At 73.4% G+C, this 15,352-nt stretch carries 12 protein-coding genes; 9 read left to right on the forward strand and 3 right to left on the reverse strand.

Annotation, left to right across the window (positions count from 1 at the left end; genetic code table 11):
* Window positions 1-90: 90 nt before the first annotated feature.
* The 8 genes from AB0O53_RS32550 to AB0O53_RS32585 all read left to right on the forward strand — a co-directional run bounded on the left by AB0O53_RS32550 (window position 91) and on the right by AB0O53_RS32585 (window position 8,049).
* Window positions 91-1,308 (forward strand): PP2C family protein-serine/threonine phosphatase, encoded by a 1,218-nt coding sequence (locus AB0O53_RS32550; protein WP_350995888.1) that lies wholly within the window; start codon window positions 91-93, stop codon window positions 1,306-1,308.
* A gap of 88 nt (window positions 1,309-1,396) precedes the next feature.
* Window positions 1,397-1,948 (forward strand): MarR family winged helix-turn-helix transcriptional regulator, encoded by a 552-nt coding sequence (locus tag AB0O53_RS32555; protein ID WP_350995885.1) that lies wholly within the window; start codon window positions 1,397-1,399, stop codon window positions 1,946-1,948.
* 169 nt (window positions 1,949-2,117) lie between these two features.
* Window positions 2,118-3,410, forward strand: a complete 1,293-nt coding sequence (locus AB0O53_RS32560; RefSeq protein WP_350995882.1) for a PP2C family protein-serine/threonine phosphatase — start codon at window positions 2,118-2,120, stop codon at window positions 3,408-3,410.
* Window positions 3,407-5,080, forward strand: a complete 1,674-nt coding sequence (locus tag AB0O53_RS32565; RefSeq protein WP_365200432.1) for a sensor histidine kinase — start codon at window positions 3,407-3,409, stop codon at window positions 5,078-5,080. The genes AB0O53_RS32560 and AB0O53_RS32565 overlap by 4 nt, the downstream gene beginning before the upstream one ends.
* Window positions 5,077-5,535: a response regulator gene (locus AB0O53_RS32570; RefSeq protein ID WP_350995877.1), complete on the forward strand. Its 459-nt coding sequence runs from the start codon at window positions 5,077-5,079 to the stop codon at window positions 5,533-5,535. The genes AB0O53_RS32565 and AB0O53_RS32570 overlap by 4 nt, the downstream gene beginning before the upstream one ends.
* Window positions 5,536-5,557: 22 nt before the next feature.
* Window positions 5,558-5,920, forward strand: a complete 363-nt coding sequence (locus AB0O53_RS32575; RefSeq protein WP_350995949.1) for an STAS domain-containing protein — start codon at window positions 5,558-5,560, stop codon at window positions 5,918-5,920.
* A 147-nt stretch (window positions 5,921-6,067) separates the two neighbouring features.
* On the forward strand, window positions 6,068-6,829 hold the full coding sequence (locus AB0O53_RS32580; protein ID WP_365200435.1) for a restriction endonuclease: 762 nt from the start codon (window positions 6,068-6,070) through the stop codon (window positions 6,827-6,829).
* Window positions 6,826-8,049, forward strand: a complete 1,224-nt coding sequence (locus AB0O53_RS32585; RefSeq protein WP_350995871.1) for a phospholipase D-like domain-containing protein — start codon at window positions 6,826-6,828, stop codon at window positions 8,047-8,049. The genes AB0O53_RS32580 and AB0O53_RS32585 overlap by 4 nt, the downstream gene beginning before the upstream one ends.
* A gap of 21 nt (window positions 8,050-8,070) precedes the next feature.
* Here the strand turns inward: AB0O53_RS32585 and AB0O53_RS32590 are convergent, their stop codons facing one another.
* The gene (locus AB0O53_RS32590; protein WP_350995869.1) at window positions 8,071-9,906 is read right to left on the reverse strand and encodes a glycoside hydrolase family 15 protein; all 1,836 of its coding nucleotides are present in this window, start codon (window positions 9,904-9,906) and stop codon (window positions 8,071-8,073) included.
* A gap of 217 nt (window positions 9,907-10,123) precedes the next feature.
* Between AB0O53_RS32590 and AB0O53_RS32595 the strand changes: the two genes are divergently transcribed.
* Window positions 10,124-12,247, forward strand: a complete 2,124-nt coding sequence (locus AB0O53_RS32595; RefSeq protein WP_350995867.1) for a protein kinase domain-containing protein — start codon at window positions 10,124-10,126, stop codon at window positions 12,245-12,247.
* A gap of 54 nt (window positions 12,248-12,301) precedes the next feature.
* Here the strand turns inward: AB0O53_RS32595 and AB0O53_RS32600 are convergent, their stop codons facing one another.
* Both AB0O53_RS32600 and AB0O53_RS32605 read right to left on the reverse strand, forming a co-directional pair.
* A complete protein-coding gene (locus AB0O53_RS32600) occupies window positions 12,302-14,674 on the reverse strand; it encodes a bifunctional serine/threonine-protein kinase/ABC transporter substrate-binding protein (protein ID WP_365200438.1) in 2,373 nt (790 codons plus the stop codon).
* Window positions 14,675-14,732: 58 nt separating this feature from the next.
* On the reverse strand, window positions 14,733-15,326 hold the full coding sequence (locus tag AB0O53_RS32605; RefSeq protein ID WP_365200440.1) for a DUF4291 domain-containing protein: 594 nt from the start codon (window positions 15,324-15,326) through the stop codon (window positions 14,733-14,735).
* Window positions 15,327-15,352 lie beyond the last annotated feature (26 nt).

Here is a 15,352-nt window from a genome sequence, read left to right on the forward strand (position 1 = left end):
TACCGGACGTACGCGCAGCCCTTCCCCGGCGGACCGGCGGCTTCGTCGTCCCCCATCTTGGCAGCTACGAGGAAGACAGGTACGGGTCCGGTGACTGAAGGCGAACGCGGCGGGGGCGCCGGGTACGTGGAACGCCTGCTGCGCGACGCGGCGCCGCACGAGCTGTTCGAGGAGGTCCGCGGCGTCCTCGTCCGCGACCACGGGGCGAGCGGCGCCGAACTGCTGATGGCGGACTACGCCTCCGCCCGGCTGCAGCCCGTCACGGCGCGGCCGTTCACGGCCGATTCCGTGTCGGCGTACAACAGCCCCGAGGGCCGGGCCTTCGGCGCCCAGGAGCCGCACGTGGTGTCCGGGGCGGACGGGACCACCGTCCATCTGCCGGTGAGCGTGCGCGGTGACCGGCTCGGGGTGCTGAGCGTCCGCTGTCCGGCCGGTGCCGGGGTCGGCGGGCTCCTCGGCCCGCTGCAGGACGTGGCGGACGCGCTGGCCCACGAGATCCTCGTCGCCGACCGCGACACCGACTTCTTCCTCCAGGCGCGCCGGGCCAGGCGTCTCACCCTGGCCGCCGAGATGCAGTGGGAACTCCTGCCCGGGCGCTCCTGCTCACGGCCCGAGTACGACCTCGGGGCCCAGTTGGAGCCCGCGTACGCCATCCACGGCGACAGCTTCGACTGGTCGGCCTCCGCCGACCACCTGACGCTCACCGTCAACAACGGCATGGGCGAGGGCATCGACGCGGCGCTGCTGACCAGTCTCGCCGTCAGTGCCCTGCGCAACGCCCGGCGGGCCGGCCTCGGCCTGGCCGACCAGGCGGCGCTGGCGGACCAGGCGCTCTACGGCCAGTACCAGGGGCGGCTGCACCTGGCGATGCTGCTGCTCCGCTTCGACCTGGACACCGGCGAGGTCGAGGTCATCGACGCCGGGTCGCCCCGGGTCTGGCGGCTGCGCGGGGGGACGCTGGAGCCCTTCGGCCTGGAGGCGCAGCTGCCGCTCGGGATGTTCGAGGACACCGTCTACACCTGCCAGCGCTTCCGGATGCTGCCCGGGGACCGGCTGTTCTTCCTGAGCGACGGCGTCTACGACGTCCTCTCGCCGGCGGGCGAGCGCTACGGCCTGCACGCCCTGGCCCGGGCCGTCACGAACACCCGGCTGCTGCCTCCCTCGCAGGTGCCCCGCGCCCTGCTGGAGGAGCTGCCGGGGTTCCGCGGCGGGGTGGACGCCACCGACGACGCGATGGTGGTCTGTCTGGACTGGCACGGCCGGCCCGGTACGGCCACGACGACCGGTACGGCGCCCGGCGAGCCGTGAGCGGCGGGCGCGGCGGCGCGGCGCGGTGGGCACGGCGGTGAGCAGTGAGCGGCGGGCCACCCGGACGGGACGGTGGCACAGTGGTGGCATGGCCCGTCCCGGCCGTTCCGGCGCACACGAAGACCCCGCCGCGGCCCTCGACGCCGCGGCGGAGCTCTTGGCGGTGCTGCACGCCAGGGGCCAGGACGGTGTGAAACCCGCCGTGTCGCCGTCGCAGCTGCGGGCGCTGCTCGCCGTCGAGGGGGCCGAGGGCATCAACCTGCGGACGTTGAGCGACGTGCTCGGTTCGCGCCCGCCGTCGGTCACCCGGCTCTGCGACCGGCTGGAGGCCATGGGGCTGCTGGTCCGCTCGCCCCGTCCGTCCAGTCGGCGCGAGGTGGAGGTGCGGCTCACCCCGCGGGGGCAGGCGCTGCTGGACGAGCGGCGGGCGATCCGGATGCGCGAGCTGTCGGCGGTGCTCGGCCGGATGGCGCCGGAGGCCGTGGACGCGCTGGTCGCGGGCCTGAAGGCGTTCCGGGAGGCGGCCGCGGAGTCGTACCCTGCCGACGGCACTTCCGCCGCCGGTCAGGCCTCCGCCGCGCCGTCGCCCCCGGGGCCGGCGACGGCGCCCGCACCGGGCCGGGTCCCGGACACCGCCTGACGGCCGACCGGTTCGCGGGGGCGGTACCGGAGGCGTCCGCACGCATGACAGAATCATTGAGTTCGTAAAATATTGCCTACCGGCAAATGATCACTCTAGGCTTACCCGACGCAACCAGGCGTCCGTCGGGCGTCCACCGTCCGATACGAGAAGGGGCAGACGCCACGCCATGGTGAGCATTTCCGGGCTGGGTGCCCAACGCCCGGCCGCCCGCACACCCCAGCAGGCGGTGATCCCGCCCCGGCAGGCGTCCTCCGGTCATCCGGACGACTCGCTGGCGCTGTGGAACGGCGTACCGCCGTACGTCCTGCTCATCGAGGACGACGAGGGCGACGCCGTCCTCGTCGAGGAACTCGTCGAGGACAGCGGGATCGAGGTCCGCCTCGGCCGGGCCCGTTCCCTGACCGACGCCCTGCGCCTGGTGGAGGCCGAGGCACCCGAGTGCGTCCTCCTCGACCTGCACCTGCCGGACGCACAGGGCCTGGACGGCCTGGAGAAGGTCCTCGCCGTGTGCGCCGAGGCCGCGGTCGTCGTCCTGACCGGCCTGTCGGAGGAACGGGCGGGGCTGACGGCCGTCGCGGCCGGAGCCCAGGACTACCTGGTCAAGGGGCGTCTGGAAGCGGACGTCTTCATGCGCGCCATCCGGTACGCGATCCAGCGCAAGCGCACCGAGCTGGCCGCCGTCGCCCTCCAGGCGGGCAAACTCCGCGCCGAGGAGAACGCGCGCCTCGAACGCGGCCTGCTGCCCACACCGCTGCTCCTCGCCGACGCGCCCGACGCCGTCAGCGTCTGCGCCCGCTACCACCCCGGGCGCGCCCAGACCCTGCTCGGCGGGGACTTCTACGACGTCGTCCAGACGCCCGACGGGGCCACGCACGCCGTCGTCGGCGACGTGTCGGGCCACGGCCCCAGCGAGGCGGCGCTCGGCGTGTGCCTGCGCGTGGCCTGGCGCTCCTTCGTCATGGCCGGCGCACGCGGAGCCGAACTGCTCGGACTGCTGGAGCGGATCCTGCTGGCCGAGCGCTCCGGTCCCGAGATCTTCGCCACCCTCGTCTCCCTCACCCGTCCCGGCGGCACCCACGCCGTCCACGTACAGCGCGCCGGCCACCCCGGATTCCTGATCCGCACCGCGGCCGGCGTGGAGCTGCGCACCGTCGCGGGAGGTCCGGCGCTGGGCATGGTGCCCGGCTGGGGCGCCGGCTGGCCCGTCACCGAGGTGCCCGTGGAGGCGGGCGGCGCCGTGATGCTCTTCACCGACGGCCTGATCGAGGGGCGCGTCGGCCCCGGCTCCGACCGCCTCGACGAGGCGGGCCTCCTGGAGATCGCCCGCCGGCACGCCGGCCTGCCCGCCGAACCGTTCGTCGACACCCTCATCCAGGAGGCGCAGGGCCTCGCCGCGGACTGGGGCGGCCTGGCCGACGACGTCGCCGTCCTCCACCTCGAATGGAACTCCCCCACGTGACCACCCCCGCGCATCCCCCCGAAACCCACCGAGGACGCACCCCGCAGCGCCACGGCCCCAGCCTCCAGGCCTGGCTGACCGGTGTGCTGGTCGTGCTCGCCCTCATGGTCGTCGGCACGGGCGCGCTCGGCGCCGCCCTCCTGTCGCACACGACCACGGCCGGGAACCGGCTCGTCGACGGGATCCTGCCCGCCCAGCGGGACGCCCTGCGGCTGGAGACGGCCCTGCTGGACCAGGAGACCGGGGTCCGCGGCTACCTGCTGGCCGACGAGCCCGCCCTCCTGGAGCCGTACCAGCGCGGCCTGACCAACGAGACCGCGGCCGCCCAGCACCTGGAGACGGTCCTCGACGGCGACACCGGCGTGCAGGAGGACCTGGCGGCCGTGCAGGAGGCCGCCCGGACCTGGCGCGAAGAGTTCGCGGCCCCCGCCATCGCCTCCGTGGAGAACGGCACCGCCCCGCCGTCCCTCCAGACGGGAAAGGACCGCTTCGACGAGGTCCGCCGCCGCATCGCCGCGCAGCAGACCCGCCTGGACCGCATCCAGGCCGAGGCCCGCACCACCTTCGGCGAGGCGCGCTCGCAGCGCGACCACATCCTGCTGGCGATCGTCGTGGCCTTCCTGCTGGCCGCCTCCGCCCTCGCCGTCCTGCTCCACGTGGGCGTGCTGCGCCCGCTCGCCCTGGTGCGGACCACTTCCCAGCGCGTCGCGGACGGCGCCTTCGACGACGAGATCCCCCTGCGCGGCCCCTCCGACCTGCGGGACCTGGCCGGGGCCGTGGAAGCGATGCGGCGCCGGACCGTCGCCGAGCTGAACGCCTCGCGGCGCAATGCCGAGCGCCTCGACCGCATCGCCGCCGAACTCGACGCCCAGGCGGTGGAGCTGCGCCGTTCCAACGCCGAGCTCGAGCAGTTCGCGTACGTGGCCTCCCACGACCTGCAGGAGCCGCTGCGCAAGGTGGCCTCCTTCTGCCAGCTGCTGGAGAAGCGGTACGGGGACCGGCTCGACGAGCGCGGCACGCAGTACATCGGCTTCGCCGTCGACGGTGCCAAGCGGATGCAGGTGCTGATCAACGACCTGCTGACCTTCTCCCGGGTGGGCCGGGTCCAGGACGCGCGGGAGACCGTCGCGCTGGACGGACCGCTGGACCGGGCGCTGCGCAATCTGGCCACCGCGGTGGAGGAGAGCGGCGCGGAGATCACCCGGCCCGACCGTCTTCCCGACGTGGTGGGCGACCCGACGCTCCTGACGATGCTCTGGCAGAACCTGGTGGGCAACGCCGTCAAGTTCCGCTCGCCCGACCGCCCTGCGCGCGTCGAGGTGGCCGTGGTCGACGATCCCGCCGCGGAACCGGGCTTCCGCACCTTCGCCGTCACCGACAACGGCATCGGCGTGCCGGCCGAGTTCGCCGAGAAGGTCTTCGTCATCTTCCAGCGGCTGCACGGCCGGGAGACCTACGGCGGGACCGGCATCGGCCTCTCGCTCTGCAAGAAGATCGTCGAGCACGCGGGCGGGCGCATCCGCATCGACACCGAGCACCAGGAGGAGGGCACCCGGATCGTCTTCACCCTCCCCAACGCTTCCGCCACGACCGCCTCCACCGCCCCGGCCGGCGACACGGCCGATACCGCGCCGCCCGCCCCCGTACCGACACAAGGAACCAGCCGATGAGCAGCCCCGCAGACCGGCCCCAGGCCACCCCCGCCGAAGTCCTGCTGGTCGAGGACGACGCGGGCGACGAGCTGATGACCCGAGAGGCCTTCGAGGACAACAAGATCGGCAACGTGCTGCACGTCGTGCGGGACGGCCTGGAGGCCCTGGACTTCCTCTACCGCCGCGGCGAGCACGCGAACGCCCCGCGCCCCGACCTGATCCTGCTCGACCTGAACCTGCCCAAGTACGACGGCCGGCAGGTCCTCGAACGGATCAAGACGGACCCGGACCTCAGCCACATCCCCGTGGTCGTGCTCACCACCTCCGCCGCCGAGGAGGACATCCTGCGCAGCTACAAGCTGCACGCCAACGCCTACGTGACGAAGCCGGTGGACCTGGACCAGTTCATCCGGGCGATCCAGCAGATCGACGACTTCTTCGTCACCGTGGTCAAACTCCCCCGCACAGGGTGACGAAGAGGAGGACGTGAGCAGCATGGACACGTACAGCGCCGAGGCGCGCAGCCAGGTCGAGACACGGTCGGACGGTGACGTGCGCATCGTCGTGATGGCCGGCGAGTTCGACATCGACAACGTGGCCGATCTGCGGATCGCGTTGAATCCCGCGGCGCCGGACGTCACCCGGTTCGTCCTGGACGTCGCCGCGGTGACCTTCGTCGATTCGGCGGCGCTCGGCATCATGTTGCAGCCCGCCCTGGACCGGCCCGTGGTCCTGGCGGGCACCGTGCCGCGCCGGCTGGCCCGGCTGCTGGAGCTCACCGGCGCCGACCTGGTCTTCGCCACCGCGCCCAGCGTGGCCGAGGGCACGGTCATGGTCGTCCCGCCCCGGCGGGGTTGAGCGGGCCTTAGGGGGTCCCCGACCGGTTTGAGAGCCGGAATCCCGGCCATACGGGCGTCGAACAGGCTTCGGCGTCCGCCGCGGTCCCCGTTCCGGCACCGGTCGGGGCGGGGACCGCGGTGTGCCGGGCGAGAGGGGGAGACAGTGATGACCACACCCGAGGAGGACGCGCCCGTGTCCGTACGGGGCACCGGTTCCGCGCGGCGGGCCGGGTCCCTGGGCCGGGACGCGGTGCTCGCGCTCGGGCTGCTCGGCACCGGCATGGCGGGCGTCGCGGCCTTCCTGAAGGCCGCTGCCGCCACGGACGCGGGCAGGCTGCCGGTGGCCCCGGTCGCCGCACTGGCCGTCCTGCTGCTCGGCGCGCTCCTGGCGAAGTGGAGCTTCGCCCCGGTCCGGCGCCGGGTGCGTGCCCCGCGGCCCACGGCGTACGCGGAACCGCCTGCGGAGCTGCCCGATGTCGGGTGCGACGCCCTCGACCACGCCGCGGTGGACGCCGACGGCTTCGAGCACACGGTGGCCGCCCTCTGCGCGCGGGACGGATGCACCTCGGTGGAGGTGGTCGGCGGCGCGGGCGACCTGGGCGCGGACGTCCTCGCGACGACGGCGGACGGACGGCGGGTGGTGCTCCAGTGCAAGCACTACGCCGAGGACAACCGGGTCGGCTCGCAGGACCTGCAGCGCTTCGGCGGAACCTGCTTCGCGGTCCACGGGGCCGATGTCGCCGTCGTCGTGACGACCAGTTCCTTCACCGCGCCGGCCGCCGAGTACGCCGACGCCTGCGGGATCATCTGCGTGGACGGTGACGGGCTCGCCGCCTGGACCGACCTCGGGGCGCCTCCCCCGTGGGAGGCGGCCGCCGACGCACCCGAGCCGTCCCCGTCCACCCCTGCCCGAGGAGCCACGTCATGACCAGCGCCGAGCACGGCAACACCACCACCCCGGCCGAGGGCGCGCAGGCACCGGGCGCCGGAGCCGACGAACGCATCCACCGCATCCGCCGCCGTCTGGAACGCCTCATCGGCATCGCCGCGACCGAGGGGAACTCCGTACGGCCGCTGCGCAACGGCGACGAGATCTTCGCCTCGATGCTGGACGCCATCGCCTCCGCGCGGCACACCGTCGACATGATGACCTTCGTCTACTGGCAGGGCGACATCGCGCGGCGGTTCGCGGAGGCGCTGGCCGAGCGGGCCCGTGACGGGGTGCGCGTACGGCTGCTCCTGGACGGCTTCGGCAGCCGGCTGATCGAGCAGGACCTGCTGGACCGGATGAGCACGGCGGGGGTGGACGTCGCGTGGTTCCGCAGACCCGCCTTCCTCTCGCCGCTCAAGCAGAACCACCGCTGCCACCGCAAGGTCCTCGTCGTCGACGAACGGACCGCCTTCACGGGCGGCGTGGGCATCGCCGAGGAGTGGTGCGGTGACGCCCGCAACCCGCACGAGTGGCGCGACACGCACGCCGAGGTCCGGGGACCGGCCGTCGACGGGATCGCCGCGGCGTTCGCCCAGAACTGGGCGGAGTGCCATCCCGAGCTCTTCGACGACCGGGACCGCTTCGTGACCCACGAGCCGGCCGGCTCCGCCGTCGTCCAGGTGGTCCGCGGCTCGGCCGCCTTCGGGTGGCAGGACATGCAGACGCTGATGCGGGTCGTCCTGGAATCGGCCGAGGAGCGCGTGCGCCTGGCGACCGCGTACTTCGCCCCCGACGACTACTTCGTCGAACTGCTGTCGGCCACCGCCCGCCGGGGCGTCACCGTGGAGATCCTGCTGCCCGGCCCGCACACCGACAAGCGGGTGTGCCAACTGGCGGGCCAGCACCACTACGAGGCGCTCACCGCCGCCGGGGTGCGCATCCACCAGTACCAGCCGACGATGATGCACGCCAAGATCATGACGATGGACGGGGTGGTCTCCCTCATCGGCTCGTCGAACTTCAACCGCCGCTCCCTCGACCACGACGAGGAGGTCATGCTGGCCGTCATGGACCCGGCCGTCACGCGGACCCTCGACGGGCACTACGACGAGGACCTCCGGTCGAGCACGCGCATCGCCCCGGAGCGCTGGCGCCGCCGCTCCGTCCTCCAGCGCGCCCGGGAGCTTTCGGTCCGGCCGCTGCGCCGCTTCCTGTAGCGGGCGGCGCTGCTGCCACCGTCAGCCCAGTGCGCGGTCGAGGTTGAAGGCGGCGCTGATCAGTGAGAGGTGGGTGAAGGCCTGCGGGAAGTTGCCCAGTTGTTCGCCGGTCGGGCCGATCTCCTCCGCGAACAGGCCGAGGTGGTTGGCGTAGGTGAGCATCTTCTCGAAGGCGAGGCGGGCCTCCTCCAGCCGGCCCGCCCGGGCCAGTGACTCCACGTACCAGAACGAGCAGATCGAGAAGGTGCCTTCGGGGCCGTGCAGGCCGTCCGGGCTGGCGGTCGGGTCGTAGCGGTAGACCAGGGAGTCGGAGACCAGGTCGGTGCCGAGCGCGTCCAGGGTGGAGAGCCACTTGGGGTCGGTGGGCGAGATGAACTTGGCCATCGGCATCATCAGGAGCGAGGCGTCCAGGACGTGGTCGTCCAGTCCCTGGACGAACGCCCGGCGTTCGGCCGACCAGCCGCGCCGCATGATCTGCCGGTAGATCGCGTCCCGGGACTCGCGCCAGCGGGGCAGGTCCGCCGGCAGACCCCGGCGGTTCGCCATGCGCATGGCGCGCTCCAGCGCCACCCAGCACATCAGCCGCGAGTACACGAAGTCCCGCCGGCCCGCCCTGGTCTCCCACACCCCCTCGTCGGGCTGGTCCCAGTGCTCGCACAGCCAGTCCACCACGGCACCGACCTCGTCCCAGCGGTCACTGCTGATCGGCTGTCCCCACTTGTCGTAGAGGTAGATCGAATCGATCAGCGCGCCGTAGATGTCCAACTGGAGCTGACCGGTGGCGGCGTTGCCCACGCGGACCGGCCCCGAGCCCAGGTATCCCTCCAGGTGGGAGAGCTCGTACTCGGGCAGTTCGGTACGCCCGTCGATGCCGTACATGATCTGCAGCGGGCCGGCCTCCCCGGTGCCGCGCAGGATGCCCCGCTCGGAGATGAACCCCATGAACGCCTCGGCCTCCGTGGTGAAGCCCAGGCGCAGCATCGCGTAGACGCAGAACGCGGCGTCGCGGACCCAGACGTAGCGGTAGTCCCAGTTGCGTTCGCCGCCGATCTGCTCGGGCAGGCTGGTGGTGGGTGCGGCCACGATCGCGCCGGTCGGCGCGTAGGTGAGCAGCTTCAGCACCAGGGCGGACCGGTTGACCATCTCGCGCCACCGCCCGTGGTAGCGCGAGCCCGCCAGCCAGTGGCGCCAGAACCGGACGGTCGCGTCCGCCTGTTCCTGTGCCTCGGCGCGCGGGCACGACCGGGGCGGGGCGTCGTCGCCGACCTGGTCGAGGGCGAACACGTTCGACTCGCCCTCGACGAGCTTGAAGTGCGACCACACGTCCTGGCCGTCGGTTTCCAGGGGTGTGGTGGCGGTCAGCGCGAGCGTGAGCGACGGGGAGCGGAACACCGCCGTGCGCCCTTCGAGGTGCGTGGTGTGCGCTTCGGCGCCGTAGCCGAAGCGGGGGGCGATCCGCGCCCTGAAGGGGAGGGTCCCGCGCACGCACACCACCCGCCGGATCAGCCGGTGGCGGTCTGCCTCGCGCGACTCGTCGACCACGGGCATGAAGTCCTGGATCTCCGCCACTCCGTCCGCGGCGAAGAACCGGGTGATCAGCACGTTCGTGTCGGGGAAGTAGAACTGCCGGGTGCGGGTCGGGACCTCGGCGGCCAGCTCGAACGCCCCGCCCCGATCGGCGTCGAGGATGGCACCGAAGACGCTGGGCGCGTCGAAGCGCGGGCAGCAGTACCAGTCGATCGTGCCGTTCGTGCCGACCAGAGCGGCCGTACGCAGATCGCCGATCAGTCCGTGCTCGGATATCGGGATGTAACGGCCGCCGTACCCCTGCTCGAAACCAGCCGTGCCGAACGCCATACCGCCCTCCCTGCCGCTGTGGCCGGGACCTGGGGATGAAGCACTGCTCTCCATGCTAGACCGCTGTGCGCGGCGGGGCCGGGCGAGCCGTGCTCACCGGGACGCCGCTCCCTGCGGGCATCCCGGGTCGGGTCGCGCGAGGACCCCGCTTGACTGGTGGTGGACGCGACGGGTAAGGAGAGGCTGTTCATTGCGCAAGGTGTGAAACGGGGGACATATGAAGCCGCTCGAAGCGGGCGATCCGACCTCGCTCGGCGAGGGCCGGTACCGGCTGGTGGGGCGGCTCGGCCAGGGGGGCATGGGTGTGGTCTACCTGGGCCGCTCCCAGTCCGGGCGTGCGGTCGCCGTCAAGGTCGTACGTCCCGAGCTGAGCACCGAGCCCGGCTTCCGGCGCAGGTTCGCCGACGAGGTCGCCGCCGCGCGGCGGGTCGGCGGCTTCCACACCGCGCCGGTGGTCGACGCCGACCCGGACGGGGAGCCGGCCTGGCTGGTGACGGCCTTCGTGCCCGGTCCCACCCTGCAGGCGGTCCTCGCGCGCGTCGGATCGCTGCCGCCGGACACGCTCACCGTCCTGGCCGCAGGCCTGGCCGAGGCGCTGGAGGCGATCCACCGGGCGGGCGTCATCCACCGCGACCTCAAGCCCGCCAACATCATCATCGCGGAGGACGGGCCGCGGGTCATCGACTTCGGCATCGCGCGCGCCCTGGACGGAACGTCCCTGACGCAGACCGGCCTGCAGGTCGGCACGCCGGGGTTCCTGGCGCCGGAGCAGCTCACCGGCACGCGGGCGCTCACCCCCGCGGTCGACATGTTCGCCCTGGGGGTGGTGCTCACCCAGGCGGCGGGCGGCGCGCCCTTCGGCGACGGCCCGTCCGCGGCCCGGCACTACAAGGTGGTCTACGAGGAGCCGGACCTGACCGCCGTGCCCGCCGAACTGCGCGCGGCCATCGCCGCCTGCCTGGCCAAGGACCCGGCCGAGAGGCCCACCCCGGCCGCCTTCCTCGACACGCTGACCGTCCGCCACCCGGACGGTGCCTCCTGGCTGCCGGAGGCGGCGACGCAGCTGCTGCCGCCCGCGGAACCGACGGTGCGGGCCACCACGCCGGACGGCCCCTCGGTCAGCCCGCCGGACGGCCGGTCGGGCGGCGCCCCGGACACCGCCCAGGACCCCGCGGCGGGCCGGACCGGACCGGACGCCGCCCCGCCCGCCGTCGCGGGGCCCCCTACGGAGCAGTCGCGGACCGTGACCGGCCCGGCCGCCCGGCTCTCCCCCGTCCCCGAGCAGGGGCCGGAGCCGGTTGCGCAGCCCGTTCCCCAGCCCGCTCCGCAGCCGCCTGCGCAGCCGGTTGCGGGGACGCCCCGGCGCCGCCGCGCGGCGGTGGCCGCGCTGCTCGTGGTGGTGCTCGCGGCCGGCGGGTTGTTCGTGTGGCAGCCGTGGAAGGGCTCGGCCCGGGACAACGCCAAGCCCCCCGCCGACCGGGCCACCGAATCCGCCTCCACCCCTGCCCCGTTCCCGACCGATCCCCTGCTGATCCGCCAGGACACCGCTCCGGGCTGGCCCGGGACGTGCCACAGCGCCATCGCCCGCCGGGACGTCGACAAGGACCAGCCCGTGCAGGTCATCGCCGCGGGCGCGGGCGTGTGCGACACCCTGCCCCAGTGGTCCCCCGACCGCAGGTCGTTCGCGTTCACCCGCACCACCTCCGAGGGCACGGCCGTCTGGACCGCCGACGCCGACGGTTCGAACGCGCGGCGGATCACCTCCATCGCCGGTGGCCGGGTGTCCTGGTCGCCGGACGGCAGCCGGCTCGCCGTACTGCGCAACAAGGACGGCGTACAGCAGCTGTTCGCGGTCACCGTCGCCGACGGCACGGCCCTGCAGCTCACTTCGGGCCGGGGCCCGGTCGAGGACCCCGCGTGGTCGCCGGACGGCAGGAGCATCGCCGTCTGCCTGCAGACGGAACCCGAGAACTGGCAGATCCACCTGGTCGACCTCGCCGACCCGAAGCGTGCCCCGCAGCAGGTGACCAGCCTGCCCCATCCGGCACTCGACCCGGTGTGGTCGCCCGACGGCACCACTTTCGCCTACACGGCCGGGACGTACGGCACGGGCACGCAGGGCGACATCCGCCTCGTGGACTCCGACGGCAGTGACGACCGTGAACTGGTCGCCACGGACGCCCACGAGATGGACCCCGCCTGGTCCGCCGACGGCACCTGGGTGGCCTTCGTCCGCGGCCCGTACGAGAAGCCGGTGATCTGGGCCGTGCGCGCGGACAAGTCCGGTGAGCGCTCCCTCACCGCCGACTCCGGTGCCGAGGGACATCCCTCCTGGCGCTGAGGACGTGGCCGGCGCACCGGGCCGGGGCCTGCGGACCCGGTGCGCCGGCGGGGGTCAGCGGGGGGCGGGGCCGCTCGTCGCGCTCACCCAGGTGCCGCCCTTCACGCCGTACACCGTCAGGGTGCGGTTGACCGGGTCGCCGGCCGCGTCGAAGGCGACGCGGCCCGTGACGCCGTCGAAGGCCAGCCCCGCCACGGCCGGCTGCATCGCGGCCCGGGCGTCGGACGGCAGGTTCCCGTCGTTGGCCTTCACCACGGCCTTGACCGCCTCGATGAGGGCCCAGGTCGCGTCGTAGGCGTAGGGGCCGTACCAGCCGGCCGCCTCCGGGTACCCGGCCTCCTGGTAGCGGGCGAGGAACGCCCGCCCCTGCGCCGACTCCTCGGCGGGAACGCCGATGTTGGTCGCGAGATCGCCCTCGGCCTTCGGGTTCGACGTGAGGTACTGCTGGTCGAAGATGCCGTCGCCGCCCATGACGGGGGCGGTCACCCCCGCCTGCTTGAGCTGCTGGGAGAGCGGCGCCGCGGTGTGGTAGTAGCCGCCGAAGTAGACGGCGTCGGCGCCGGAGGAGCGGGCCCTCTCGGCGAGGCCCGCGAAGGCGCGTTCGGCCGGATCGACCTGCTCGGTGCCGACGACGGTGCCGCCGAGCTTCTTGAGCTCGGCGGTGAAGCCGGTGGTGAGGGCGGTGCCGTGGGGGCTCGCGTCGTCGACCACGTAGAGCTTGGTCTTCTTCAGCCCGCCGTACAGGTACCGGGCGGCGTACGGCCCCTGGTCGACGTCCGTGCCGATGGTACGGAAGTAGGTGGAGTGCGGACGGGACGTGGTGCCCGCGGCCCAGTCGGGGCCCAGTGTCAGGACGGGGTCGGTGTTGCCCGGTGACACGTTGACCACGCCCGCCTGCGCGAGCGGCGCCACCAGGGTCCGGGCGACACCCGAGTTGAGGGGTCCCACGACCCCCAGCACCTGATCGTCGGACACGAACGCGGCAGCGTTGGAGGCCCCCTTGGCGGGGTCGGCCCCGTCGTCCAGTGCCTTGATCTCGAAGGTGACGCCGGGGACGTGCTCGGTCTCGTTGGCGGTCCTGACCGCCAGTTCGGCGGAGTTCTTGATACCGGCGCCCATCGGGGACAGCCCGCCGCTCAGGGGCGCGTCCACGCCGATCACCACGGTGACGGAGGAGTCCTTCGCGCCGCTGCCGGCCGCCCCGCCGCCGGGTTTGTCACCGCCCTGGGTGAGGGTCCAGGTCAGGACGGAGCCGGCGGCGAGCGTGGCCAGTGCCGTGCCCAGGATGACGGAGCGCCTGGTGAGGGCGCGCGCTGCCCGCTTGGGGGGCGTCGCCGGCTCGTCGTGCTCCCGCGTGGGGGTCTCGCCCAGGGTGACCGGCTCTTCGGCCGGGGGCGCGGGCGGTCCGGTCGGCCGGTCCGGGACGGGGCCGCCGCGGGGGTCGGCGCCGGACCCCGGGTCCAGGAGCGTCCGGGTCCGGTCCGCCGGGGCGTCCGGTGCGGGGGTGGACCTCGGGTCGGGGGCCGGCGCGGGTACGGGGGTGGAAGCGGGGGCGGGTTCGCGGCCCGGCTCGCGTCCGGGGGGTGCGTCGGTGCCCGTCGCGCAGGAAGCCAGCACCGATGCGATCATCTCGGCCGCTTCGGCCGCGCCGACGCGTTGTGCCGGGTCCTTGGTGAGGAGCGCGTCCAGTACGGGCGCCAGCGGGCCGGCGTGGACCGGCGGCCGGTGCGGGCGGGTGAACACGGCAACGGCGAGGGCGTGCAGCCCCTCCACGTCGAACGGCGGGCATCCTTCGACGGCATGGTAGAGGGTGGCTCCGAGGGCCCACAGGTCGTTGGCCGCGGTCGGACGCTTGCCCTCCAGCTGCTCCGGAGGCATGTACTGCGGCGTGCCGATGACGATCCCGGTGTGGCTGAGCCTCGTCGTGGCGTCCGTGAGGTGGGCGATGCCGAAGTCGGTGAGGACGACGCGGTCCTTGGTCAGGAGCACGTTGTCCGGCTTGATGTCCCGGTGGACGATGCCCGCGCGGTGCGCCTCGGCCAGGGCGTCGAGCATGACGGCGCCGATCTCGGCCACACGCCGCGCGGGCAGCCGGCCCCGGCTGCGGATGGCCGCGGCGAGGGACTCCCCGCGGATCAGCTCCATCACGATGACGGGCGCGCCGTCGTGCTCGACGACGTCGTGGATGGTGATGATCCCGGGGTGGCTGATAGTGACCGCCGCGCGGGCCTCGCCGGTGAACCGCCGGAGCAGCGCCGCACGGTCGCCGTCGTCCATGCCGGGCGGGAAGAGGATCTCCTTGACGGCGACCTCGCGCCCGAAGAGCTGCTGGTCGACACCCCGCCAGACCCGGCCCATGCCGCCTTGGCCAATGCGTTCGACCAGCTGGTACCGGCCGGCGATGAGTTCGGGATTCTGCTCGGTCACGCGCACACTCTAGATCCTGTTGAGCCGATCAGGTGACGAAAGAATGGCCTGATCACCCCTACGGTGTCGCCCGGACGCCGGGTCCGCGGTCCCGGTCGGGGCAGAGGGCCTCCAGTTCCCTCGGGAGGGGGTAGGGGCGCTCCGCGGGAAACAGTCTGCGGGCCTTGTCGGCATGCCCGGCCTGCATCAGGGCGGCGACCTTGCGGACCTGAGGGGTGAGGTCGGTCAGGCCGACGATCCAGTCGTCGGTGAACGTACGGATCAGGTGGCGGCCGATGCCGACCTGGATGCTGTAGTGGTTCAGTGCCGCTCCGCGGGGCGAACGCTCCGGGTCCCACTGGACGTGCACGGCCGCCCGGGCCACGGCCGCCGGGTCCGCGGTCGTGAGCACGGCCCGGGACAGGGCCTGCTCCCATCCCTCCCGGGTCATCCGCACTCCGAGGATGCGCTCCTGGCCCGGCTTGCGGGCCCAGTTGCTGCGGTGCATGAGCCACAGGAACGAGGGCTTGATCCAGGTCATCCGGTGGAACGAGAACGGTGCGACGAAGCGGCCCGCCCGCAGCGCGGCGTCGGCGATGGCCGGACTGTAGGCCTGGTAGACCACGATCGTGCGGGCGTCGTGGTCGGCGCGGATCTGGTACTGGGAGGTCACGCGACGTACCCTGCCGAGCGCTCCCC

This window comes from Streptomyces erythrochromogenes (genome assembly GCF_040684695.1).
Classification (GTDB): domain Bacteria; phylum Actinomycetota; class Actinomycetes; order Streptomycetales; family Streptomycetaceae; genus Streptomyces; species Streptomyces erythrochromogenes_C.